The organism is Burkholderia sp. AU16741, from assembly GCF_002223345.1.
GTDB lineage: Bacteria > Pseudomonadota > Gammaproteobacteria > Burkholderiales > Burkholderiaceae > Burkholderia > Burkholderia sola.
The window spans coordinates 1-23,167 of record NZ_NKEZ01000006.1; the positions used below are offsets into that span (position 1 = coordinate 1).

The 23,167-nt window shown below is 61.8% G+C and carries 22 protein-coding genes and 1 pseudogene; 20 read left to right on the forward strand and 3 right to left on the reverse strand.

What is annotated here, in order from left to right; all coding sequences use genetic code 11:
* Positions 1 to 232 (reverse strand): hypothetical protein (locus CFB89_RS35175; protein WP_218828348.1); only part of this gene is annotated, 232 nt, incomplete at its 3' end.
* Between the two features lie 873 nt (positions 233 to 1,105).
* On the opposite strand from CFB89_RS35175, the gene CFB89_RS16710 reads away from it, so the two are divergent.
* From CFB89_RS16710 to CFB89_RS16750, 9 genes are all read left to right on the forward strand, one after another.
* The gene (locus CFB89_RS16710) at positions 1,106 to 2,359 is read left to right on the forward strand and encodes an MFS transporter (RefSeq protein ID WP_089468815.1); all 1,254 of its coding nucleotides are present in this window, start codon (positions 1,106 to 1,108) and stop codon (positions 2,357 to 2,359) included.
* Between the two features lie 124 nt (positions 2,360 to 2,483).
* A complete protein-coding gene (locus CFB89_RS16715; RefSeq protein ID WP_089468816.1) occupies positions 2,484 to 3,413 on the forward strand; it encodes a LysR family transcriptional regulator in 930 nt (309 codons plus the stop codon).
* Between the two features lie 125 nt (positions 3,414 to 3,538).
* Complete coding sequence (locus CFB89_RS16720) at positions 3,539 to 4,033, forward strand: hydroxyquinol 1,2-dioxygenase (RefSeq protein WP_089468817.1); 495 nt, start codon at positions 3,539 to 3,541, stop codon at positions 4,031 to 4,033.
* 41 nt (positions 4,034 to 4,074) lie between these two features.
* Positions 4,075 to 5,094, forward strand: coding sequence for a hydroxyquinol 1,2-dioxygenase (locus tag CFB89_RS16725; RefSeq protein ID WP_089468818.1), 1,020 nt, complete (start codon positions 4,075 to 4,077; stop codon positions 5,092 to 5,094).
* Positions 5,095 to 5,126: 32 nt separating this feature from the next.
* On the forward strand, positions 5,127 to 6,593 hold the full coding sequence (locus CFB89_RS16730) for an aldehyde dehydrogenase family protein (protein WP_089468819.1): 1,467 nt from the start codon (positions 5,127 to 5,129) through the stop codon (positions 6,591 to 6,593).
* A gap of 7 nt (positions 6,594 to 6,600) precedes the next feature.
* Positions 6,601 to 7,668: a maleylacetate reductase gene (locus tag CFB89_RS16735; RefSeq protein WP_089468820.1), complete on the forward strand. Its 1,068-nt coding sequence runs from the start codon at positions 6,601 to 6,603 to the stop codon at positions 7,666 to 7,668.
* Positions 7,669 to 7,705: 37 nt separating this feature from the next.
* Positions 7,706 to 8,578 carry an intradiol ring-cleavage dioxygenase gene (locus CFB89_RS16740; protein WP_089468832.1) on the forward strand — a complete coding sequence of 291 codons (873 nt, stop codon included), beginning with the start codon at positions 7,706 to 7,708 and terminating at the stop codon, positions 8,576 to 8,578.
* A gap of 3 nt (positions 8,579 to 8,581) precedes the next feature.
* Positions 8,582 to 8,893 (forward strand): YciI family protein, encoded by a 312-nt coding sequence (locus CFB89_RS16745; protein WP_089468821.1) that lies wholly within the window; start codon positions 8,582 to 8,584, stop codon positions 8,891 to 8,893.
* Positions 8,894 to 8,895: 2 nt separating this feature from the next.
* Positions 8,896 to 9,231 carry a Rieske 2Fe-2S domain-containing protein gene (locus tag CFB89_RS16750; protein WP_089468822.1) on the forward strand — a complete coding sequence of 112 codons (336 nt, stop codon included), beginning with the start codon at positions 8,896 to 8,898 and terminating at the stop codon, positions 9,229 to 9,231.
* Positions 9,232 to 9,239: 8 nt separating this feature from the next.
* Here CFB89_RS16750 and CFB89_RS16755 read toward each other — a convergent pair.
* Positions 9,240 to 9,519 (reverse strand): annotated as a pseudogene (locus CFB89_RS16755) (IS5/IS1182 family transposase); the annotation flags it as partial.
* A gap of 602 nt (positions 9,520 to 10,121) precedes the next feature.
* On the opposite strand from CFB89_RS16755, the gene CFB89_RS16760 reads away from it, so the two are divergent.
* The 6 genes from CFB89_RS16760 (at position 10,122) to CFB89_RS16780 (ending at position 18,457) form a co-directional block, all read left to right on the forward strand.
* Positions 10,122 to 11,270, forward strand: coding sequence for an efflux RND transporter periplasmic adaptor subunit (locus CFB89_RS16760; RefSeq protein ID WP_256979686.1), 1,149 nt, complete (start codon positions 10,122 to 10,124; stop codon positions 11,268 to 11,270).
* A 9-nt stretch (positions 11,271 to 11,279) separates the two neighbouring features.
* Positions 11,280 to 14,468, forward strand: a complete 3,189-nt coding sequence (locus tag CFB89_RS16765) for an efflux RND transporter permease subunit (RefSeq protein WP_089468824.1) — start codon at positions 11,280 to 11,282, stop codon at positions 14,466 to 14,468.
* Positions 14,465 to 15,916, forward strand: a complete 1,452-nt coding sequence (locus tag CFB89_RS16770) for an efflux transporter outer membrane subunit (RefSeq protein WP_089468825.1) — start codon at positions 14,465 to 14,467, stop codon at positions 15,914 to 15,916. Before CFB89_RS16765 ends, CFB89_RS16770 begins: the two co-directional genes overlap by 4 nt.
* A 101-nt stretch (positions 15,917 to 16,017) precedes the next feature.
* Positions 16,018 to 16,170, forward strand: coding sequence for a hypothetical protein (locus tag CFB89_RS34930; protein WP_179233454.1), 153 nt, complete (start codon positions 16,018 to 16,020; stop codon positions 16,168 to 16,170).
* Positions 16,171 to 16,451: 281 nt separating this feature from the next.
* Entirely contained in the window at positions 16,452 to 17,216 is a 765-nt protein-coding gene (locus tag CFB89_RS16775; protein ID WP_089468826.1) for a response regulator, read from the forward strand.
* Positions 17,213 to 18,457: an ATP-binding protein gene (locus CFB89_RS16780; RefSeq protein ID WP_089468827.1), complete on the forward strand. Its 1,245-nt coding sequence runs from the start codon at positions 17,213 to 17,215 to the stop codon at positions 18,455 to 18,457. Before CFB89_RS16775 ends, CFB89_RS16780 begins: the two co-directional genes overlap by 4 nt.
* A gap of 57 nt (positions 18,458 to 18,514) precedes the next feature.
* On the opposite strand, the gene CFB89_RS35655 is transcribed toward CFB89_RS16780, so the two are convergent.
* A complete protein-coding gene (locus tag CFB89_RS35655) occupies positions 18,515 to 18,805 on the reverse strand; it encodes an RcnB family protein (protein WP_306427129.1) in 291 nt (96 codons plus the stop codon).
* A 73-nt stretch (positions 18,806 to 18,878) separates the two neighbouring features.
* Here CFB89_RS35655 and CFB89_RS16790 point away from each other — a divergent pair, with 73 nt between their 5' ends.
* The 5 genes from CFB89_RS16790 to CFB89_RS16805 all read left to right on the forward strand — a co-directional run.
* The gene (locus CFB89_RS16790; RefSeq protein ID WP_089468829.1) at positions 18,879 to 19,811 is read left to right on the forward strand and encodes an SDR family NAD(P)-dependent oxidoreductase; all 933 of its coding nucleotides are present in this window, start codon (positions 18,879 to 18,881) and stop codon (positions 19,809 to 19,811) included.
* 143 nt (positions 19,812 to 19,954) lie between these two features.
* Positions 19,955 to 20,548 (forward strand): NADPH-dependent FMN reductase, encoded by a 594-nt coding sequence (locus CFB89_RS16795; protein ID WP_089468833.1) that lies wholly within the window; start codon positions 19,955 to 19,957, stop codon positions 20,546 to 20,548.
* 97 nt (positions 20,549 to 20,645) lie between these two features.
* Positions 20,646 to 21,467, forward strand: coding sequence for a hypothetical protein (locus CFB89_RS34935; protein WP_179233455.1), 822 nt, complete (start codon positions 20,646 to 20,648; stop codon positions 21,465 to 21,467).
* Positions 21,428 to 21,964, forward strand: coding sequence for a hypothetical protein (locus CFB89_RS16800; protein ID WP_179233456.1), 537 nt, complete (start codon positions 21,428 to 21,430; stop codon positions 21,962 to 21,964). The genes CFB89_RS34935 and CFB89_RS16800 overlap by 40 nt, the downstream gene beginning before the upstream one ends.
* Before the next feature lie 48 nt (positions 21,965 to 22,012).
* Positions 22,013 to 23,167, forward strand: a 1,155-nt coding sequence (locus CFB89_RS16805; protein ID WP_144030123.1) for an MFS transporter, incomplete at its 3' end; no start/stop codon positions are given.

Consider the following 23,167-nt stretch of genomic DNA (forward strand, 5'->3'; position numbering starts at 1 on the left):
ATCCGCCCACGGTCTGAACGAGCAGTACGATGGCGGTCAGCATCGGGAACAATGTGGTGCTCCAATAGTGCCCCAGCATCCCCATCACGCCGACCTGCCCCGCGCCAAAACCTGCGCCCACCAAGCCGACGGCCACGTAAGTCGTTGTCAGGTTTGGAGTGCGAAGGTTTGCCAGTGCAACGAAGGTAACGATAAAGACTTCCCTCGATAGCCGGATAACTTCACTCTCCACTCCGAATGATCATGCCAGCGTTGCTGGGTCGCCGCCGTCAACGTAGTTTCAAGAATAATCGATTGTTTGTCAACCAGTAGGTGTGGCGCTGAGCCCCGCTGCCTGTAACGAGATGCCTTGTGACCTACTATGAGGACGAGGGGACTTGGCCCCTTTCAAGTGGGGGGAGTCAAAACTGCAAGGAGTGAGATAGAATCGATTCTTCAGTCGCGAGATGATTCATTATCGTAAACGCTCGATCTGCCATGCGCCGTGAGGTCTCGCGTTACCGGGTAACAACCACTGTAGGTAGGAGATGACGCAAACGACGGCACAGTGGCAAGCGGCCTATCGAACAAGGCGTGACGCGGCTGGCAAGGACGGCAACGGTGATCGGCGTCTGGATATGTGGGTCAGTACAGAATCGTATCTTGCTATGACGCGGCTAGCTCGCCGTGACCCGGGAACGAAGCGTCGGATGCTGGAACCGTTGATCGCACGGGCCGACGACGCGATCCCGAGTTGGAACAGTGGGACGTTGAGCGGACCGCGATGCGTATTCTTCAGTGTCTACGAGGGATTCCCCTAGGCTCGCCGGTCCCATGTTCATTTCGTCCCGCCATTTTTTGCGTCGTGCTTTCCAGGTGGCGCCTTTCCCTTGTCCGTCGAGATTATTTGCATTTCGCGAATGGCGTGTTCGCCGGTTGTTCCATACCCGATCCGTATCCGCGCACCTATCGTTCGGGCGTCGGCTGATTGAATTGGACGCCTGCAACCGGAAGGCGGTGGCCATTTCCGCGCGACTCGCGTCGTATCGCAGACCCAAGACAACGGATTTGGCTCATGCACGGACGCTGCGGCGCGCGCAGGCTGACCAGTTCCACGGAGACAGACATGAAAGCAAACGAGTGGGATACCGCGTACGAGTGGAAGGCGGTCACGCTGCTGGCGCTCGGTTTCGGGCTAGTCGGCCTCGACCGCTGGCTGATCGCGCCGCTGTTCCCGTCGATCATGAAGGACCTGAACCTGACCGCGCAGGACGTCGGCAACTGCATCGGCGTGCTTGGCCTGTCGTGGGGCATCTTCGCCGCGCTGATGGGCGGCATCTCGGACAAGATCGGCCGCCGCAAAGTGCTGATCCCCGCGATCGTCGCGTTCTCGCTGCTGTCGGGCTTTTCGGGGCTCGCGGGTGGGCTGCTCGGTCTGATCGCGATTCGGGCGTTGATGGGCGTCGCCGAAGGCTCGTTCTGCCCGACCAGCTTCGCGGCGACCGCCGACGCGTCGCATCCGCGTCGGCGCGGCTTGAACCTCGGGCTGCAGCAAAGCGGCTTCGCGCTGTTCGGGCTCGCGCTGTCACCGATCATCGCGACGCAGTTGCTCGAGTTCGTGTCGTGGCGCTGGGTGTTCGCGCTCGTCGCGATACCCGGCCTGATCCTCGGCGCGATCATGTTCTTCGTGATCCGCGAGCCGAGGCGGGAGAGGGAGGTCGTATCGGAGCACGCGCCCGCGTCGCTCGGCCACGTGCTGAAGAGCCGCAACATCCTCGTCGCGATGGCCGCATTGTGTTGCGCGATGACGGGCGTGTTCGTGCTCGGCGCGCTGCTGCCGCTGTACCTGACGGACTACCTGGCGCTTGGTACGCAAAAGATGGGGCTCGTCGTGTCGGCAATCGGCTTCGGCGGATTTATCGGGCAGTTCGGGCTGCCGGGGCTGTCAGACCTGGTGGGCCGCCGCATCGCGAGCATCGTCGGCTTTGCGGGCACGGCCGTGATGCTCTACATCTTCCGCGGTCTCGGCCCGCAACCCGTCACGCTGTTCATCGTCCTGTTCGTCGCGTCGTTCTTCACGCTCGGGCTCGTGTCGCTGCTGTCGGGGCCAGTCGCAACGGAAGCCGCGCCCGTGGGCCTCGTGTCGACGTCGATCGGTGTGGTGGTCGGCTGCGGCGAAATCTTCGGCGGCGGCATCGCACCTGCGTTGGGCGGCTACGTCGCGGCTCATTTCGGCATTCAGAACATTCTCTGGCTGCCCATGTGTGCCGTCATTCTTGGCATTCTGGTCAGCATGCTTCTGAGGGAAACTGCACCGGCTGTACTGCAGCGTCGTTCTGGCATACCGGCGAAGCTTGCTGCGGGTGAGCGGTCGCGTTAATCCGCAAGGGAACGCGAATACGTGCTTTGAGAACCGATCAGTGATAGTGTGGCTCCTTCCCGTGCGATGCAAAGACCGGTCCGGTACAGATAAACTGGTATTTTGCTGACAAGAAGGGCGCAGTATGGATCGATTTTTGAGCATCGAGGCATTCGTGAGAGTCGCCGAGGCCAGCAGCTTCGCTGAGGCGGCGAGACAACTCGGTGTGACGAGTTCCGTAGTGACGAACCGCATCCAGCAGCTCGAGAAGTTCGTCAATGCGCCGCTCTTCCATCGCAGCACGCGTCACGTGCGGCTCTCGGAGGTAGGCGAAGCGTTCTATCGCGAATGCGCAGACGTGGTGGGCAGGGTGAATGAGCTCACCGACCAGATGCGGGAAATGCGCGCCACACCGACGGGGCGCTTGCGCATCCAGATGCTTCCGGGGTTCGCCCTTGGACATTTCGCTGCCCCACTGGCTGAATTCAATCGCCGCTATCCGGGAATCCAGTTCGATGTCATCGTGAATGACCGCGTGGTTGACCCGGTCGAGGAAGGCTTCGATATCGCTTTCCAGATATTCCCCCCGATTTCCGAGTCGCTCATCGAACGCCGGCTATTTACCGTTCGGCGGTTGTTTTGTGCTTCGCCGGCTTACATCGACGATCATGGTGCGCCACAGCATCCACGGGACCTGCTGAACCACACAACTGCACTGTACTCGGGATATCCCTCACGAAATCGCTGGACTATGACTCAGGGTGATGAAGTCGTCGAGATGGAATTGCCGGGAATGGTTCGCTCGAACTCGGTACATCTGCTCCGGGACTACGCACTGACAGGCGGGGGGGTGGTTTGCCTGCCAACCCTGGTCGCGAGCGACGCGCTCGTCAAGGGGACGTTGGTGCCCGTGTTGACGGACTATGACCTGTCGTCGTTGAGCTTTGCGGCCGTCTATCCTGCGACGCAGCGTCAGGCATTAAAGGTGAAGGCGCTTGTCGAGTTCCTCGCCGAATATATCGGCAGTGAACCGTCCTGGGATGTGCCGTTGCTCGAGCGCGGCTGGGTGCGATAGCCCTCGAATCAGTCGGTGGATTATTCGGGAATCGCAAATGCGGTAGTCGCTGTTCCGGAGGTTGTTACTCACAGCTATTGCCCCTAGAGTTGAACCTAACAAGCAGTTCAACACAGGAGACAGCAATGACTGACGCGGCATTTCACACCGTCTTTGGCTCGCTCGACAGCTACAAGAAAGGCGACATCGAAATCACGAGCGGGAGCGCTCGTCATTACGCCTTCTCGAACGTATTCGAGGTGGCCTCCAAGTCAGCACCGTACGAGAAGGTCGTCGTCGGCAAGAATCTCGAATATGTCATCGAAGTGCTGCGTACCGAAGGCGCATCGCAATGGTTCGCATGTGCACACGACGAGTTCGCCATCCAGATGGATGGCGCAGTTCAGATCGAATTCATCAAGCTCGACAATCCGCCGACGTCGGGGCGTGGCACGGTGCACGCGGGCGTCCGGCCTGCCGGTCGCAAGATGGGGTATGTCGTCCTGCGCAAGGGGCACCAGGCACTGCTGCCGGCGGGCTGTGCGTACCGCTTCGTCGCAAGCGAGCCGGGCGTTGCCCTCGTGCAGACCGTTCTCGGTGAGCTGTCCGTAGAGAAGTGGGCAGATATCTGCCTGCACTGACCTGCCTGACCGCCTCATTCAAATATTCCTGGAGACATGTTATGGCCACCCTCGAGACCCTCGATCTTTCCGCTGGCTTCGCCGCCGATCTGGTGCAGGCCACGGAAGCCGATCCCGTCACCGGTTACCGCCGCTTCCAGCTTGGCGAATTCGCGTTCCAGCGCGACGAGTACTTCGTGAAGATCAGCTGGCCCGCGAAAGGCCAGATCCGCACGCACGCGATATCCGCGGACGCGTTCCTGCGCGCGATGATGCGGGACGTCGCATGGGGCTTCTTCTATGGCTGGGTCAACTTCGACCATGTGTTCGGGACACGTAATCACTACGGCAAGGTAGATGTGTACGCGGGCACGTTCAACGGCATCCTGAAGGAAGCGGGCGTCGACTATACCGAGACGTTCGACACGCCAACCATCATGGCCACGTTCAAGGCCATGCTGCACGACTGGACAAACGAAGGCTTCGACCCGTTCGCAGCTCCAGAAGAAACCGGCACGGCATTCGGCCGCAAGCATGGCGAGAACGTTGCGGCAATCGAACGTACCCGCATCGCGACGCGCCGTATGCCGGGTCTCGAAGGAGACTCGCCGCTGCGCGACGATCTGGCGGTCAATCGTGCATTCCTCGACGTCGTGCAAGACGAGCCGGAAGTGCATGCCGAACCGGGCTTCGAGCACGAGCTTCATGCGTTCAGCCTCTTCAAATATCTATCGCGTTCGGACGTGACGTGGAATCCGTCGGTGACGTCCGTCTGCGGTCTCAGCCTGTTCTGTCCGACGACCGAAGAATTCATCTTGCCGGTGTTCCACGGCAACGACCGCGTCGAATGGTTCCTGCAACTTTCCGACGAAATTGTCTGGGACATTGGCGACAAGAACTCCGGTGCGCCGCGCGCACGGATCACGATGCGCGCCGGCGACATCTGCGCAATGCCCGCCGATATCCGGCACCAGGGTTACTCGACCAAGCGCTCGATGCTTCTGGTGTGGGAAAACGCCACGCCGAACCTGCCGCAGCGTTATGAGAGCGGCGAACTGGCTCCGTATCCCATCGAGTTCTAAGTCGCGCGCCAGCAATACATCGAGGAAGATACATGCAGACCCAGCTCTTCATTGACGGGCGATTCGTTGACGCAGTCGACCGTGGCACGATCGACGTGCTCAATCCGCACGACGGTTCGCTGATCACGAAGATCGCCGCCGCTACCGCGGCGGACATCGACCTTGCAGTCGAAGCCGCAACCCGCGCGTTTCCGAAATGGTCGGCGTTGCCGGCGGCCGAACGCGGCCGGCTGCTGCTGCGTCTCGCCGACGCGATCGACGCGAATGCCGAGGAACTCGCGCAGCTCGAATCGCTCGACACGGGCCATCCGATCCGCGATTCGCGCGCGCTTGACGTGCCGCGCACGGCCGGCTGTTTCCGCTACTTCGGCGGGATGGCAGACAAGCTTCAAGGCTCGGTGATTCCGGTCGAAACCGGCTTCCTGAACTATGTGCAGCGTGCACCGATCGGCGTCGTCGGTCAGATCGTGCCGTGGAATTTCCCGCTGATGTTCACCAGCTGGAAGATGGGCCCCGCGCTGGCCGCCGGCAACACGGTCGTGCTGAAGCCGTCGGAGATCACGCCGCTGTCGACCCTGCGGATCGTCGAGTTGATGGCCGAGGTCGGTTTCCCCGCAGGTGTCGTCAATATCGTTCCCGGCTATGGACATACGGCCGGCCAGCGTCTCGCCGAACACCCTGGTGTCGGCAAGATCGCGTTCACCGGTTCGACCGCGACGGGGCGCCGGATCGTCGACGCATCGCAGGGCAACCTGAAGCGCGTGCAGCTGGAACTCGGCGGCAAGGGCGCGAACATCGTGTTCGACGATGCGAACCTCGATGCCGCCATCAACGGCGCCGCGTGGGCGATCTTCCACAACCAGGGGCAGGCGTGCATCGCCGGTTCGCGTCTGGTGCTGCATGAACGTATCGCGGATGAATTCCTCGAGCGTTTCGTGTCGCTGGCTTCGTCTATCCGCGTTGGCAATCCGCTGGATCCGGACACCGAAATGGGCCCGCTGACGTCGAAGCAGCACCTCGACCGCGTGCTGTCGTTCGTCGACGTCGCGCGGGAGCAGGGCGGCCGTGTGCTCGCAGGTGGCAGCGCGCCGCAGGAGGCCACGCTCGCGAATGGCTACTACGTGCGTCCGACCGTCATCGAAGCGAAAAGCGCGGCCGATCGCGTCGCGCAGGAGGAAGTGTTCGGGCCGTTCGTTACCGTGCTGCGCTTCGGCAGCGACGAAGAAGCGTTGTCGATTGCCAACGCGACCGAATACGGGCTCGGCAGCGGTTTGTGGACTAACGATCTGTCCCGCGCGCACCGGATGGCGTCGACGATCGACGCGGGCATGTGTTGGATCAACTGCTACAAGCGTGTGAATCCGGGCAGCCCATTCGGCGGCATCGGCAAGTCGGGCTACGGCCGCGAGATGGGTTTCGAGGCGATGCACGACTACACGGAAGCGCGCTCGGTGTGGGTCAACGTCGACGGCAACGTGCCGCCGCACTTCAAGCGCTGAGGTCGCCTTGGAGCGCTTCGTCTACCAGGGAACGCCTTCGCGCGTCGTGTTCGAATGGGGCGCGCTCGACCGGCTGCCGGACGAGCTGACCGCGCTCGGCGCGCAGCGGGCGCTGATCCTGTCCACGCCCGAACAGCGAGCGCTCGCGGAGCGCGTCAGCGGCGTGCTCGGCGAGCGTGCAGCCGGCGTGTGCGCGCAGGCCGTGATGCACGTGCCGATCGAAGTCGCTCGTGCGGCGCGCGAGATGGCCACCGAGCTTGGCGCGGACTGCTGCATCGCGATCGGCGGTGGCTCGACGATCGGGCTCGGCAAGGCGATCGCGCTCGAATCGTCGCTGCCGATCCTCGCCGTGCCGACGACTTACGCGGGTTCGGAAATGACGCCGATCTACGGGCTCACGGAAGAGCGGCTCAAGCGCACCGGGCGCGATGCACGCGTGCTGCCGCGTACGGTGCTCTACGATCCGTCGCTGACGCTGTCGCTGCCGCCAGGGATTTCGGCGGCGTCCGGCGTCAATGCGATGGCGCACGCGGTCGAAGCGCTCTACGCGGAAGATGCGAACCCGGTGATCAGCTTGATGGCAGAGGAGTCGATTCGTGCGCTCGGCGAAGCGTTACCAGCCATCGTGCGCGCGCCCGACGATCGCGAGATGCGCAGCCGCGCCCTGTATGGCGCATGGCTCGCCGGCACATGTCTGGGCGCCGTCGGCATGGCGTTGCATCACAAGCTCTGTCATACGCTCGGCGGCACCTTCAACCTCCCGCACGCGCAGACGCACGCCGCGATGTTGCCTCATACGGCGCACTACAACCACGCTGCCGCGCCTGAAGCGCTGCGTCGGGTTGCGCGCGCTCTTGGCGGCAGCGAAGCCGCGGAAGCCGGTTCGCTTCTGTTCCAGCTGAACCAAAAACTCGGCATCTCGTCGGCGCTCGAAGATATCGGCATGCGGCAGGATGGCCTCGACGAGGCAGCTGATATTGCCTGCAAGAATCCCTATGCGAATCCGCGTCCGATCGAACGCGCACCGATCAGGGAATTGCTTCAGCGTGCATGGGAAGGGCGCGCGCCACACTAGGCGTGCAAGGCGGTTGAAAGCATATATGGAGACCGATGTGACCACCGAACATGGCGATAGCGATGCGAGGCTGACCGAGCAGGTTGTTGCCAGCTTTGCCAGCACACAGGACGCGCGCTTGCGCACCTTGATGCAGAGCCTCGTGCGGCACGTGCATGCGTTCGTCCGCGAAACGGAGCTGACTGAGGCGGAGTGGATGGCTGCGATCGGCTTCCTGACCGAAACCGGAAAGATGTGCGACGACGTCGTGCGGCAGGAGTTCATTCTGCTGTCGGACACGCTGGGCGTATCGATGCTGGTCGATCGGATCAACCATCGTTTTGCGACCGGCGCGACGGAAACGACGGTGTTCGGCCCGTTCTACATCGAAGGCATGCCCGACCGAGCGTATGGCGAGAACATGGCGTTCACGCCCGGCACTCCGGTGGTCGTGCATGGCCGCGTGCTGACCACCGACGGTGCACCGGTGCCGGACGCCGTGCTCGACGTGTGGCAGACCGCTGAAAATGGCATGTACTCGGGGCAAGACACCGAGCAACCCCACGGAAACCTGCGTGGTCGCTACCACGCGGATGCCGAAGGGCGCTACGCAATTGTCACGATTCTGCCCGTGAGCTACCCGATTCCGACGGATGGTCCAGTCGGCAAGATGCTCGACGCGACAGGCCGGCATCCGTGGCGGCCCGCACATCTGCATTTCATGATTGATGCGCCCGGACATCGAACGCTCGTGACCCATCTGTTCGACAAAAACGACAAGTACCTTCATTCGGACGCGGTTTTCGGCGTCAAGCCATCGCTGATGGTTTCTTACCGCGAGCGCCCGGGGGGCGATGAACTCGCGCGCCGTTTCAATCTGAATGGCCCATATCGCGAGGCGAACTACGACTTCGTGCTTGACCGGAGCTGAACCATGAGTCGCTATTTCGCAGTCTTTGCCACCGACAAGCCTGACATGCGCGAGGTGCGTGAGCGTGTGCGCCCGAGTCATCGGACTTATCTCCGCAGTGCGTCTCAGCACGGTGTTCTGGTACGCCTCGGCGGTCCTACGCTGGCGCCCCTCGGCAATGCGATGAACGGCACGCTCCTGGTCGTAGAAGCCGACGACATCGAAGCGGTGATGCGGTTCGTTGGAGAAGACCCTTACATGAAGGAAGGTTTGTTCTCGCGAGTGGAGGTTCGTCCGTGGGACTGGAGCCTTGGTAATCCCGAGCAGCGGGTGTAGTGATGAGCGCGCATCGGCTATGTCGTTTGGACGATGTGCCCGACGGTGGTGCCCGTGTAGTCGCCGAAGAATCAGTCGACCGTCCCATCGTCATTGTCCGGCGTGGTGACAAGGTGTGGGCCTACGTAAATCGGTGCCCCCATTTTTCCGTAGGCTTGGACTTTGTCCCCGGAAATATCTTTTGCTATCGATCTGAGGTTCTGATGTGCGCTCACCATAGTGCGATATTCAGGTTTGACGATGGAAAGTGCGTTGATGGGCCCTGCAAAGGCGCGTCGCTGGATGCGGTCCAAGTAGAAATTAACGCCGATGCATGGGTCGTTTTCGACAGCGCTTAGATGCCAGCTCAAAAAGGCTGCTCGGTACGCCTGAAGATGTTCAGGCAGACAAGCGAGCAACCAAGTTTCAGGAATGCATGCGTCCGACCAGTCAACGATACTTTCGAGTCCGTTGCCGTGCTCGGTCCGGCGCTTCGCGATCACTGACTGGATACCGCGATGGCGCAGGGCGCGCCGATGCCGCTCGGAGTCATGACCGCGATCGGCGTAGACGACGCGGGGCCGTTGAATCGAGTGGTCGCGCGGGCCGCGAATCGATGGAATCGCGTCGATCAGCGCCAGCCACTGCGCTCCGGCTTCGTGACAGTCGCGAAGCCGGAACCAACAGATTGCCCCGAAGCGGGGTCGAGCCGGGTTGGCAGATGGTTCCATCGAATTGGTAGAACTGATCGACGACATCCACGACGAGTTTCCCGGCTAGGGTTGCCGGCGTGTAACCCGTGAGCGGGTCGTGCGTTGCCGTTCCATCGTCCATCGCGATCCCGCTTTACCCGCCGCGCCGAGTTAAACAATCGCGCAACTTTGTGGTTATTCAACCCGTCCCGCTCCCGCTAGGGGCGGTATGCCAAAGCCCGAATAATCTCGGTAACACGTTGAAAGAATCGCTAAGCTTCGCGCACTTCAGTTATGCGAAGATCGGCGCCTCGATGAATCTTTCGTCAACAAGCCGGCTGTTCAACATTAGCGTCGGCGTCGCATTTGCCGATCGACGTACACCGGCCCCAGCCGCACCACGCACGTGCGGTGCGGCTAGGGCGTTGCGTTTGCACGACGCTGGAGCTCTCTCTTTCTCGCGTATGCAGAACCTTTATTCGCACGTTTTTTTGCGGGTTCCCGGTGTTTGCGCACCTCCTCGCCGCCTGCTGGCCGCACTGTGCGGCGCCGTCGCTATGATGGTTTCCGCCTGTAATCGGCACGAGGCATCGCCGTCCGGCGCACAAACCGCCGAGGTCGGTGTCGAGACGGTTGTGCCCCAACACATCGTGATGACGACGGAACTGTCTGGTCGTCTTTCCTCGCTCAAGTTATCGGATGTCCGCCCGCAGATCAGTGGCATCGTCCAGAAGCGCTTGTTTGTCGAAGGCTCGGACGTCAGGGCAGGGCAGGTGCTGTATCAGATCGATCCCGCTTCTTATCAGGCGAACTACGACTCCGCCCGCGGCACGCTCGCGAAGGCACGCGCGACGCTCGCATCTGCCAGAACCAAGGCGGACCGCTATACCGATCTCGTCAAGATCAAGGCGGTGAGCCAGCAGGATTACGACGACGCGATCGCCGCCGTGCGAGAGGCCGAAGCGGATGTGATCGCCGATCAGGGCTCGCTCGAATCGGCACGTGTGAGCCTCGACCGCACGCGGATCACGGCGCCCATTTCCGGCCGGATCGGCGCGTCGAGCGTGACGGAAGGCGCGCTCGTCACCTCGGATCAGACAACGGCGCTCGCGACGATTCACGCGTTCGACCAGATGTACCTCGACTTCACGCGTTCGAGCGCCGAATGGCTGAAGCTGCGCAAGGCGTTCGCGTCGGGCAAGCTCAAGCGCGCGGGCGACAACGGCGCGGTGGTCAGCCTGGAACTCGAGGATGGCACGCCGTATTCGCACACAGGCACGCTGCAATTTTCGGGCATCAGCGTCGATACGACGACGGGCTCGGTGACGCTGCGAGCCATTTTCCCGAATCCCGAGGGCGACCTGTTACCCGGCATGTTCGTTCGCGTCAGGCTCGAAGAGGGCATGGACGACCGCGCGATTCTCGTGCCACAGATTGCCGTGTCGCGCGGCTCGGCGGGGCAGGCCAGCGTGTATGTCGTCGATGCGTCATCGAAGGTTCGCCAGGTAAGCGTAAAGGCCGATACTGCGTATGGCGACCAGTGGATTGTGACCGAGGGCCTGCATGCGGGCGACCGCGTTATCGTGAGCGGCCTGCAAAGCGCACATGTGGGTGCGCAGGTCAAGGTCGCGGAAAACAAGCCGGCCATCAAGGCCGCATCGGCCTCGTCGGCGAGTGCGCCGGGCGCTTCCGGCATGCAGCAGTAAGGGGGGCGCATGGCTCAGTTCTTTATCAAGCGGCCCATCCTCGCATGGGTGATCGCGATCGTTATCATGCTAGTCGGCACGGTATCGATCACCTCGCTGTCCGTCGAGCAATATCCCACCATCGCGCCGCCTTCCGTGCAGGTCACGGCGACCTATCCCGGCGCATCCGCCGATACCGTGGCGGCGACGGTCACGCAGATCATCGAGCAGAAACTCAGCGGTATCGACAACCTGCTGTACATGTCGTCGACGAGCAGCTCGTCAGGGCAAGCGACCCTCACGCTCACGTTCAATGCCGGCACGAACCCCGATATCGCCCAGGTGCAGGTGCAGAACAAGGTCAGCCAGGCAACGTCATCGTTACCCCAGACGGTGCAAGAACAGGGTATCCAGGTTGCCAAGGCGTCGACCAACTTCATGATGTTCGTGGCGCTGTCGTCGCCAGGCGGCAGCTATAACTCTATCGATCTCGGCAATATCATCGCCAGCCAGATCCAGGACTCTGTCTCGCAGCTCAACGGCGTAGGCGACGTCACGCTATTCGGGGCGCAGCACGCGATGCGCATCTGGGTTGATCCCGTCAAGCTTCGTAGTTTCGGTCTGATGACCTCGGACGTCACGACGGCCGTATCCAATCAGAACGTGCAGCTATCGGTCGGCCAGATCGGCGGCTTGCCTGCCACAGATTCGCAGGCGATCAACGCGACCGTCCGCTCGTCTAGTCTTCTGAAGACGGTCGACCAGTTCGGCGACATCCTGTTACGTGTCAATTCAGACGGCTCGAAGGTCAGGCTCAAGGAAGTCGCGCGCATCGAGGTTGGCGGCGATTCCTACGATACGTCGTCGCGCTACAACGGCAAGCCGGCGGCGGCGATGGCGATCAAGCTCGCGACGGGCGCGAACGCGATGCAGGTCGCTCGCGAAGTGCGCGCGAAGCTCGCGGAACTCGAGCCGCAGTTGCCCAAGGACGTCAAGGTCAGCATTCCGTACGACACGACGCCGTTCGTGCGCATCTCGATCGAAGAGGTCGTGAAGACGCTGCTCGAGGCGGTCGTGCTCGTGTTCGCTGTGATGTATCTGTTCCTGCAGAACGTCCGCTCGACGCTGATCCCCACGATCGTCGTACCCGTCGCGCTGCTTGGCACGTTCGGCGTGATGGCGGCCATCGGCTTCTCGATCAACGTGCTGTCGATGTTCGCGATGGTGCTAGCGATCGGTCTTCTGGTGGACGATGCCATCGTCGTGGTTGAGAACGTCGAACGTCTGATGAGCGAGGAGGGTTTGTCGCCCCGCGAGGCCACCGAGAAGGCGATGGGTCAGATTACGGGTGCGCTGATCGGCGTCACCACGGTGCTGACTGCCGTGTTCATTCCAATGGCATTCTTTTCGGGATCGACGGGTGCCATCTACCGGCAGTTCTCGATCACGATCGCCTCGGCGATGGTGCTTTCGGTCATTCTCGCGCTCACGCTCACGCCCGCTCTGTGCGCGACACTGTTGCGACCGACGCAACACGGGCATGAGGAAAAGCGCGGCTTCTTCGGCTGGTTCAACCGCAAGTTTTCCTCCGGCACCACACGTTATAGCGGCGCGCTCGCGCGCATCGTCGGCAAGCCGATGCGCTGGATGTTCGTCTATGGTTGCATGGGCGCGATCGTCGTGTTGCTGTACATGACTTTGCCGTCGTCATATCTGCCGCAAGAGGACCAGGGCTACATCCTCGTCTCGATCAGCACGCCCGTCGGCACGCCTGCATCAAGCACGCTCAAGGCCGTGGAAGCGGCTGAGCAATACTTCCTGCACGACGAGCCCGGCGTCGAACAGATGATCACGGTGAACGGCTTCAGTTTCAACGGACAAGGGCAGAACAACGCGCTCGCATTCGTCTCGCTGAAGGACTGGAAGCAGCGCAGTTCGAAAGACAGTGCGTCGGCGATCATCGCGCGCGCGAATCGCAAGCTCAATGCCAATCGCGACGCGCAGACCTTCGTACTCAATCCGCCTGCGATCCAGGAACTGGGCACACAAAGCGGTCTCGATTTCGAAATCGAGGATGGCGCGGGGCAGGGGCACGACAAACTGCTGGCAGCGCGCAACCAGTTCATGGGGCTCGCGATGAAGGAGCCGTCGCTGGCGATGGTGCGTCCGTCGGGGCTCGAAGATACGCCGCAACTGCAAGTCGATATCGATCGCGAGAAGGCGTCAGCCCTCGGCCTGTCGGTCTCGGATATCAATGACACGTTGCAGACGGCATTCGGTTCTTCCTATGTGAACAACTACATCGACACGGGGCGCATTCAGAAGGTCTACGTGCAGGCCGATGCACCTTATCGGATGATGCCAGCCGATGTCGCCAGCTGGTTCGTGCGGTCGAGTTCATCGTCGTCCAACAGTTCGTCATCTTCCTCTTCGGGCACGCGCGCAAATTACGATGCGGACATGGTGCCGTTTTCAGCCTTCACGACGAGCCGCTGGACGTTCGGGCCGCCGCAGATCGAGCGCTACAACCGGCAACTGGCGATGGGGATGTCCGCGCAAACGGGCAACGGCGTGAGCACGGGCGACGCGATGAATGCGGTCCAGAAGATCGCCAAGCAGCTGCCGGCCGGCTTCGGCGTCGAATGGACGGGCCAGTCGTATCAGGAAGTGCAGGCGGGCTCTCAAGCGGTCTATCTCTATGCGATCTCGATCGTGGTCGTGTTCCTTTGCCTCGCCGGCCTGTACGAAAGCTGGTCGGTCCCGCTCGCAGTGATCCTCGTCGTTCCGCTCGGCGTGTTCGGTGCGCTCGCGGCCGCGCATTTGCGCGGACTGGACAACGACATTTATTTCAAGGTCGGTCTGCTGGCGACCATCGGTCTGTCGACGAAGAACGCGATTCTGATCGTCGAATTCGCGAAGGACTTGCAGGCGCAAGGGCTCGGTATGATCGACGCCGTCATCAAGGCCGCCCATATGCGCTTGCGCCCCATTCTGATGACATCGCTCGCGTTCGTGTTCGGTGTGCTGCCGCTCGTGATCAGTACCGGGGCGGGCGCCAATGCACGTCACGCAATCGGCACGGGCGTCGCGGGCGGCATGATTGCCGCGACGGTGCTGGCCATTTTCTTCGTGCCGGTGTTTTACGTCGTGGTGCGCCGTCTGTTCGGCGAGCATGGGCACACGGAGCCTAATGGCCCGTCGCAAGAGGAACAAGCATGAAGCTGAAGTACCTGAGTACAATGATTGCGATGGCGCTGTGCGCCTGCACACTCGATCCCGCGTATCAACGACCGGCCGCGCCTGTCGCGGCTGCATATCCTCAAGGCGAAGCCTATCAGACCGATGCGAGCAAGACGGGCCGGGCGAGCCAAGCGGCTTACGCGACCGATGTCGGCTGGCGGGATTTTTTCAGGGACGCTCGTCTGCAGCGTCTGATCGAACTGGCTCTCGAGAACAACCGCGACCTTCGCGTCGCGGCGCTCAATGTAGCCGAGTACGAAGCGAAGTATCGGATCGCGCGCGCCAATCTCTCGCCGTCCGTCGATGCTTCCGGATCGTTCACGCGCGAACGATCGGCGGGCACGATCATGTCGACGGGTTCGGTAAGTGTTGGCATGTCGTCGTGGGAGATCGATTTCTTCGGACGTCTGCGCAGCCTCAAGCGGCAGGCGCTCGAGCAGTACCTATCGAGCGACTCCGCGCATGCCAGTACGCAACTGAGCCTGATCGCGACGGTCGCGACCGACTATCTCCAGCTGCTCGCCGACGAAACGAGCCAGGAGATCGCGCGCAACACCGTCGAGGCGGACCAGAAGACCTATGAACTGACCGTGCAGATGATGGAGGCGGGCAGTTCGTCGTTCCAGGATGTGCAGCAGGCGCGCACGAGCCTCGCGAGCGCGCAGTCGAGCCTCGCGTCTTATACGCGCGCCGTTGCGCAGGACAAGAACAATCTCGTCGCCAGCATCGGCTGTCCGTTGCCGGACGATCTGCCGCAAGGCGCGACGTTGATGTCGAGCCCGTCGATGCTGGCCGACATCAGCGAGGGGCTGCCTTCGGATCTGCTGTCGCGGCGGCCTGACATCGTCGAGGCCGAGCATTCCCTGAAGGCGGCGAACGCGAACATTGGCGCGGCACGCGCGGCTTTCTTTCCGAAGATCCAGTTGACTGCTTCTGCGGGTTCGTCGAGTACGAGCCTGTCGGGTCTTTTCAAGGCAGGTAGCGGGGCGTGGACGTTCTCGCCGTCTATCACCGTGCCCATCTTCGATTACGGCTACAACAAGGCGACACTTGATGTGGCGAAGATCCAGAAGAGCATCCAGGTCGCCGACTATGAAAAGGCCATTCAAACGGCCTTCAAGGAAGTGGCGAATGCGCTGGCAGGACGCGCCACCTATGTGGCGCAGACTCAGGCCGATCGGGACTACGTAACGGCTGCGCAGAACTACTACGACATCGCGCAAGTCCGCTATCAACACGGAACGGACAGCTTCCTGACGTTGATGGATGCGCAGCGTTCGCTGTACACGGCGCAACAGCAACTCGTAACGGATACGCTTTCGAAGCTGTCGAATCTCATCACGCTCTACAAGGTGCTCGGCGGCGGATGGAGCGAGCAAAGCGCGACTGCCGAAACGGCGGCCCGTGTCGTGCGAGCAGGAAGCTGATTCGTTACATCGTCTGCACGCACCGTTGCGCCGGCGTTTGCGCGGCGCATTGTAAGTGTGGCTGCTCACGACCTGTACATCATCGCGATGACGAATGAGAGGTGACAGCGAAGACAGGGGCGCTCTATGATTGGGTGTCGATGGCGGCGCTGCGCGCCGTGTCCGAACGTGCACAGTTGCCGCCCGAGGTCGACACGCGCACCGCCGGTTTCATTTACGCGGCGCGAACCGGCTTCTGCACGAGCGGCTGTTGATATCGGGCGAACCGCGCATGGATGATGAGGCGGACCAGACATTGGCTTCCGCTTTGCCTGCGACGCTCAAGCTGCATCCGAGCCAGCAAACTCCTGACCTTTCACGCCGCCCGAACGGTCATTACGCGGTCGCTGTAATTCGCTAAGACTCCGTAAGACTCGCTAAGTCTTCGGAACCGGGGGCGCACCGCCTTGCGCTATAGTCATACGTAGATCCGATATCTGGCGGCAAGGGCACTGCCCGTCCCAAGCGGCAAAACCCGGCGCAGCCTGCTCACATCATGCCCGACACGCCTCTTCAGGTGCTGCTCGTCGACGACGACGCCGACCTGCGCGACCTGCTTCGCAATTTCTTCCACCAACGCGGCATCGACTTCTCGGTGTTGCACGACGCTACCCATCTCCCACGGCGGCTCGAACGCGAGCGTCCGTCGATCATCGTCCTCGATCTGATGATGCCCGGCGTCGACGGTCTCACGGCGCTCAAGCAGTTGCGTGCGAGCGGTGACACGATTCCCGTGATCATGCTGACTGCGCGCGCCGATGGCGTCGATCGCGTGATCGGCCTCGAACTAGGCGCCGACGATTACCTCGGCAAGCCGTTCATGCCGCAGGAACTGCTCGCGCGAATTCATGCCGTGCTACGCCGTCATGCGCTGCATCCCGAAGCGCCGCCCCCGAAGCATCGTGAGTCGCTCGTGTTCGGGCGCTTCCGGCTCGACTTCGCGTCGCGTACGCTCTTGCGCGACAACGAGCCGATCAGGCTGACGGGCAGCGAATACGCGCTGCTCGAAGTGTTCGCACAGCACCCGATGGAAACGCTGTCACGCACGCGCATTGTCGAGTTGCTGCACGGTCCCGATTCCGATGTGACGGAGCGCGGCATCGACGTGCCCGTGTGGTATCTGCGGCGGCTGCTCGAAGACGATCCCGCCGCGCCGCGCCGTATCCAGACGATTCGGGGCATCGGCTATATGTTCGTGCCTGGCGAAACCGGGGATGGCAACGCAATCAGTGAAGACGGAAAAGGCGACACATCGGAATGAAAAATCCGTTCAATACGCTTTTCGGCCGTCTCGCGACGATGACGGTCGGTCTGATCGTCGCTGTACATGTGACGTCGTTGTTTGTCGTCGACCGCGAGCGCAGCCAGATAGATGCGGAACATGCGCGTCGCGCAGCGATGCTCGCCGTGCAGGCGAAGCACGACGGCGAAGCAAGCGCGCGACACGTCGCGCAGACGCTTGATATCGAATATATCGCCGCAGCCGACGTGGGCCGTTCCGGCTGTCCCAACGGTTGCACCGGCTCCGATGCGCCTGACCTGCTGCGACGCCTGCCGCCCGGCAGCCGCGTCGTCTTCCAGCCGCGCACGGGATCGCTGTGGATACGCTATGGAAGCGAGCCATACTGGCTCTACATGCGCAACGCCAATCTGCCTGGCGTGCGTTTTCTCGGATCGTCGCTGGTGATGCTGGTGCTGGCCGTGTGCGCGGCACTGTTCGCCGCATGGCAGTTCCAGCGCCCCTTGCACCGGCTTGCGGATGCGGCGCGCGAATTCAGGATCGGACGGCGCGCGCCGACCGTGACGGAAAGCGGTCCGGCCGAAATGCGCTTGCTGATCGGTGACTTCAACGAGATGATGAGCGAACTCGGGAAAGCCGAGCAGGAGCGCGCGGTGATGCTGGCGGGCGTCGCGCACGATCTGCGTGCGCCGATCACGCGCATGCAGGTGCGCGCCGACCTGCTGCCCGATGTGGCGAATCGCAGCGGCTTCCTGCGCGACGCCGAGTCGCTGTCGCGCATCGTGACGCAATTTCTCGACTATGCGCGCGACACGGCCGATCCGTCGCCGCAAGCGAATGTCGATGCGCATTGCCGGCGTCATTACGGCGACGGGCTCGATGATGAGGCGCTCGTGCGCCTGCGTCTGAATGCGGGCGATGGCTTCAATCTGCCGCTCGTGGATCTCGACCGGATTCTGTCTAATCTAATCGAGAACGCGATGAACTATGGCGACCCGCCCGTCGAGATTTCGACGTCCGCGCATAACGGCGTCTACACGCTTACCGTGCGCGATCACGGCGCGGGCATTCCGCGCGAACACCTCGAACGCGTGCTGCAGCCGTTCACACGGCTCGATCCGGCGCGCGGGGGCGATGCGCATTGCGGTCTGGGCCTCGCGATCGTGCGACGGCTCACGCGTTATAACGACGGGCAGTTCGAATGCGATAACGCGCCCGAAGGCGGGTTTCGCGTGACACTGACGTTCCGCCGCGAGGTCTGACGGCAAGTTGTTGCGATGTGATTTTCGATGCCGCCCTTCGTGGGTGGCATCCGTCGTTCATAAACGATGTGGCGCGAGCAGGATGCTCGAAATCACGCCCGTGGGGATCGCAGCCTGTACGAAGTCCCCGTTCACCTGCACCCATTGATAACCCGAGGGCGGCGGCTGGAGATCGTGCGCGTGCCAATTGTCGACGACATATTGCGAGCCATGATAGTCGGGCGACAACCTGCCGATGTTCTCTGGGTATATGTGCTGTTTTCCGCGGGCCTGAAGACGCCGCAACGCATGGCGGGAGAAGAATCCCTCGAAGTGAGGCTGGTATACCCTGAGTGACGCCGATTCCAAAATAATCGATTATTTTATGGAGCGTAGCTTTGATGAGTACGCCTGACATGAGAAGACAATCGAGATTGGAACCATGAGCGACTTAAGTTTTGAAGGTCAGGTGGCGATTGTGACCGGAGCAGGCGGCAATCCCGGCCTGGGCCGCGCACACGCCAAGTATCTCGCCGCCAGGGGCGCCAAAGTCGTCGTCAATGACCTCGGCGTCGGGCCGGACGGGCGTGGCGTGGTGGGTGCTCGCGCGGATGCGGTCGTTCGAGAAATCTGCGAGCAGGGTGGCCAGGCCGTCGCCGATACGCATAGCGTCGCGACCGAAGAGGGCGCCAACGCTATTGTGCAGACTGCGCTGCAAACCTTCGGCAAGGTCGACATCCTGGTCAACAACGCGGGTGTCGTCGAGTTCGCGCTGTTCGAAGAGCTGTCCGCGGCCGACATTCACAAGATACTGGATACCCATCTGATGGGCACGATCTGGATGTGCCGTGCGGTCTGGTCGCACATGAAGCAGGCCGGCTACGGACGCATCGTCAACACGGTGTCCGGATCGCTGCTTGGTGCGCGCTATGCCTCGGTCTACGGGGCCTCGAAGGGCGGCATCCTGGGGCTGACGCGAAACCTGGCGATCGAAGGCGCAGACATCGGCATCAAAGTCAACGCGCTGGCCCCCGGCGCGGCCACGGTTGCCTGGACGACCATGAGTGCCGACCAGGCCAAGCCCTCACCGGAAATCCTGACCAAGCTCAGCCCGGAATTCGTTTCGCCGACGGTTGGGGCGCTTGCGCATACCAGCTGTCCGGCGTCGGGAAAGTGCATCGGCTCGGAAGGTGGCAATGTCTTCGAGCTCTGGTATGGACGCACCGCCGGCTATACCGATCATGAACTGGAGTCTCACGACGTCCACCTTAACTGGAGCCAGGTTGTTGATCGGGAAGGGCAGCGGGAAATCGGCGATCCCTTCGATGGTTGCGCCGGCTTCACGCTGACACCCAGGGCGTACCGCTCGAGTTGAGAACGGGTAAGGGGTAGTGGATTCCGTGGGCGGCAAGTCGATAGGGTACAAATAATCGATTAGTCGCGAAGCACTCGATGCGGGTGCCAGGGCTGACATCGCTGAAGGCGTGGCAGTTCTATCGTTGTGAGGAGGTGAAGGAAATGTCAACCAGCATTGCAAGATCAAAGCAGGCGCCGTTCATTGTAGCCATTGGCGGAACCATTCGCGCTAATTCGTCGACTGAGCGCGCGTTGCGCATGGCGTTGAAGGTGGCCGAAGACATGGGAGCGAGGACCTTGCTTCTCGCGGGATCCGAGATCGATCTTCCCAATTTTAGCCCGGAGCGGCGTGAGGCCATCCCTGCGGCGGATCGTCTGGTGAATGCGATGCGCGAGGCTGATGGCGTGATTATCGGTTCACCCGGATACCACGGCGGTGTGTCGGGCTTGGTAAAAAACGCCCTCGACTATCTCGAAGAGATGAATAAGGACACGCGTCCGTATCTTGATGGACGCGCGGTCGGCTGTGTGGCGACTGGGGCCGGGTGGCAGGGTGCGGTGGCGACGTTGACGGCGCTGCGGACCGTCGTTCACGCGCTGCGAGGCTGGCCGACTCCGGTGGGCGTCGCGATCAATTCGGCCGAGCCCGTATCGGAACCGGGCGAGTTCGGCTTCTCGGCGCGCACCGGGGAGCAGATCGCGCTCATGGCGCGGCAGGTCGTCAACTTCTCCCGAGAGCTGAGTGCGGCAGCATGAAGTGCTCGCCGGGTCGCATTTTTTGTGTTGGTACGGCGTCTCAATGTCGTCGCGTTTCATAAGGACGTCGCCGCTTCGAGCGGTGCATGGAGGAGTAATGAGTACAGGCGATATCGCAATGGCCACGCGGCCGAAGTCCACCGAATTTCCCGAGATTCGCAACGCGGCACCCGGGCTGACACCCGAGCAATTCATCGACAAGATCATTGCCCTCCGGCCAATGATCCGTGCGCAGCAGGATCAGGCTGACGAAGCCGGTGCCTATACCGGTGAGGTGCACGAAGCTTTGCTGTCGTTTGGCGCCTACGGGGTGGTGCAGCCGCGTTGCTATGGTGGCCACGAATTCGATCCGGAAACGCTGATTCGGGCGACCATCGAGATGGCGCGCAGCGATCCGAGTGCAGCCTGGTGCTGGGCGTTCCCGGCCGCGCACGTGATCATGCTGGCATCGCACTACGACGAAGGCGCCCAACATGAGATTTTTGGCCGCAACGACGGCGTCGCGATTGCTCCGTTGCGTGCGCCGACGAATGGCACGATTCGCAAAGTCAAGGACGGGTACATCGTCAACGGAACGTGGGACTACGCCTCCGGTGTTCCCTATGCCACGCACGTCATGCCGACTGCGCGTTTGATCGATGATGCGAATCCGGGCGGGCCGCCGGTGTTTTATGTGCCGATTCTGCCTGCTGGCGATTTCCGAATCGTTCCCGGCTCGTGGGGGGGGATCTCACGATGGGCCTGCGTTCCAGCGGCTCGCAGACGTTCGTGGTCGAGAACGCATTCGTTCCCGACAATATGGTGGCGCCGTTTTACGACTTCCGGCGCGCCGGCGAGGATCCGGAAGGGACGTTTGGCACCCGTCTGCACGGCAATTCCATGTATGTGGGTATCACCACCTCGCTGTTCACTGCAGTGATCAGTGCGGTGATGGTCGGTGCGGCCTGGGCGGCACTCGATGAATATGAAGAGATCCTGCGGACCAAAAAGACGATCAATCCGCCGTTCCACGAGCGCTACAAGTCGCTGGAATACCAGCGCACCGTTGGACAGGTGGTGATGGAGATCCGTGCGGCTGAAGTGCAGGTGATCGAGGTCGCGCGGCAGTACACGCAGGCCTGCCAGCAGTGGCAAGCCGGTATCGCGTATTCGGCGGAGAAGGATTTCCTGCAGGGCGCAATGGCCACCCAGGCTGGAAAAATGGCCGCGGAGTCGATCGAGAAGATTTTCTACGCGGGTGGCAGCACTGCAGCCAAGAAAGGTCAGCGGCTCAACCGCTATTTCCGGGATATGGCTACCTATCGCACGCATCCGATTGCGCAGTACGACACGGCGGCCGAGGGTGTGGGTCAGGCGCACTTCGGTCTGCCGATTCCGATGCTGGAAGCGGTGGGTGGGGCTCGCAGCAAGCGCTAAGCCGCGCAAGGCGGATACCAATGCAGAAGTGATCATTCGGAGTAGAAATTGAAGCTATTCGGCTATCGAGGTTGGGCTGTGCTTACCGCCCTTTCCTTGATGATGTGCATCAGCATGTCGCTGCCCATTTACGGCGCGAGTGTGGTCAATACGTACATGGCCACGGCGCTGGATTGGAACCGGCAAACGCTCGGTTTGCTGACCTCCGTCAACATGGTTACTGCAGCACTATTCAGTCCTGTAGCAGCCAAAGCGGTCGGACGGATCGGTATCCGAAACAGTCTCGTCATCGGCTGCCTGACCATGGTGGTCGGTGGCGCATGGCTGGCGACGCTGGCCACCCAGCCGTGGGAGGCCGTTGCTGCCTTCAGCGTGCTGATGGGCCTGACCAGTGCATTCAGCGGCATCATTCCGTGCCAGGCGGGCGTCGCCGCCTGGTTTGTACGGCGCCGCACCCTGGCGATTTCCGTCCTCTATGCCGTGGTGGGCGCAGCAAGTTTCGCCGTCATCTCCCTCATCGGGTCTGTGGTCGAGTCGGCCGGGGGATGGCGTTCCGGGTGGTGGGTGTTTGTTGGGGCCGGCATCGTGGGGCTGCTGACCAATCTGCTCTTTGTCCGCAATGCCCCGACGGGAGACGATGCAAACTCCAGTGAACTCCGCTGGGATGAGGCACATGAAGAAGCGGCGCAGACGACGCGTGAACTGCCGCTGTCGAAGGTGGTGCGATCCCCGCTACTCTGGGGCGTGGCTTTTTCGATGCTTGCAATCGCATCCGGCTCAGTCTTTATGATTGCCCATTCGCAGGTCTATCTACGCGGCATCGGGATTAGCGCCGCTGCCGCTGCCTTCGCCATGCCGCTCCTGTCGGCGACCATGGTGCTCGGCAACTTGGGGTTCAACCTGCTGGCCGCGAGCACCGATTTGCGGCGTGCGCAAATCATCTCAATGGGGGTCTTTGTCGTTGGATTCGTCGCGCTGGCGAACCTTCGCACTCCAAACCTGACAACGACTTACGTGGCCGTGGGCTTGGTGGGCGCAGGTTTTGGCGCGGGGCAGGTCGGCGTGATGGGGATGCTGGGGCACTATTGGAGCACCACATTGTTCCCGATGCTGACCGCCATCGTACTGCTCGTTCAGACCGTGGGCGGATCGCTCGTCGCGATCCTGGCCGGCGCTTATTTCGACGCGCATCAGACGTATCTC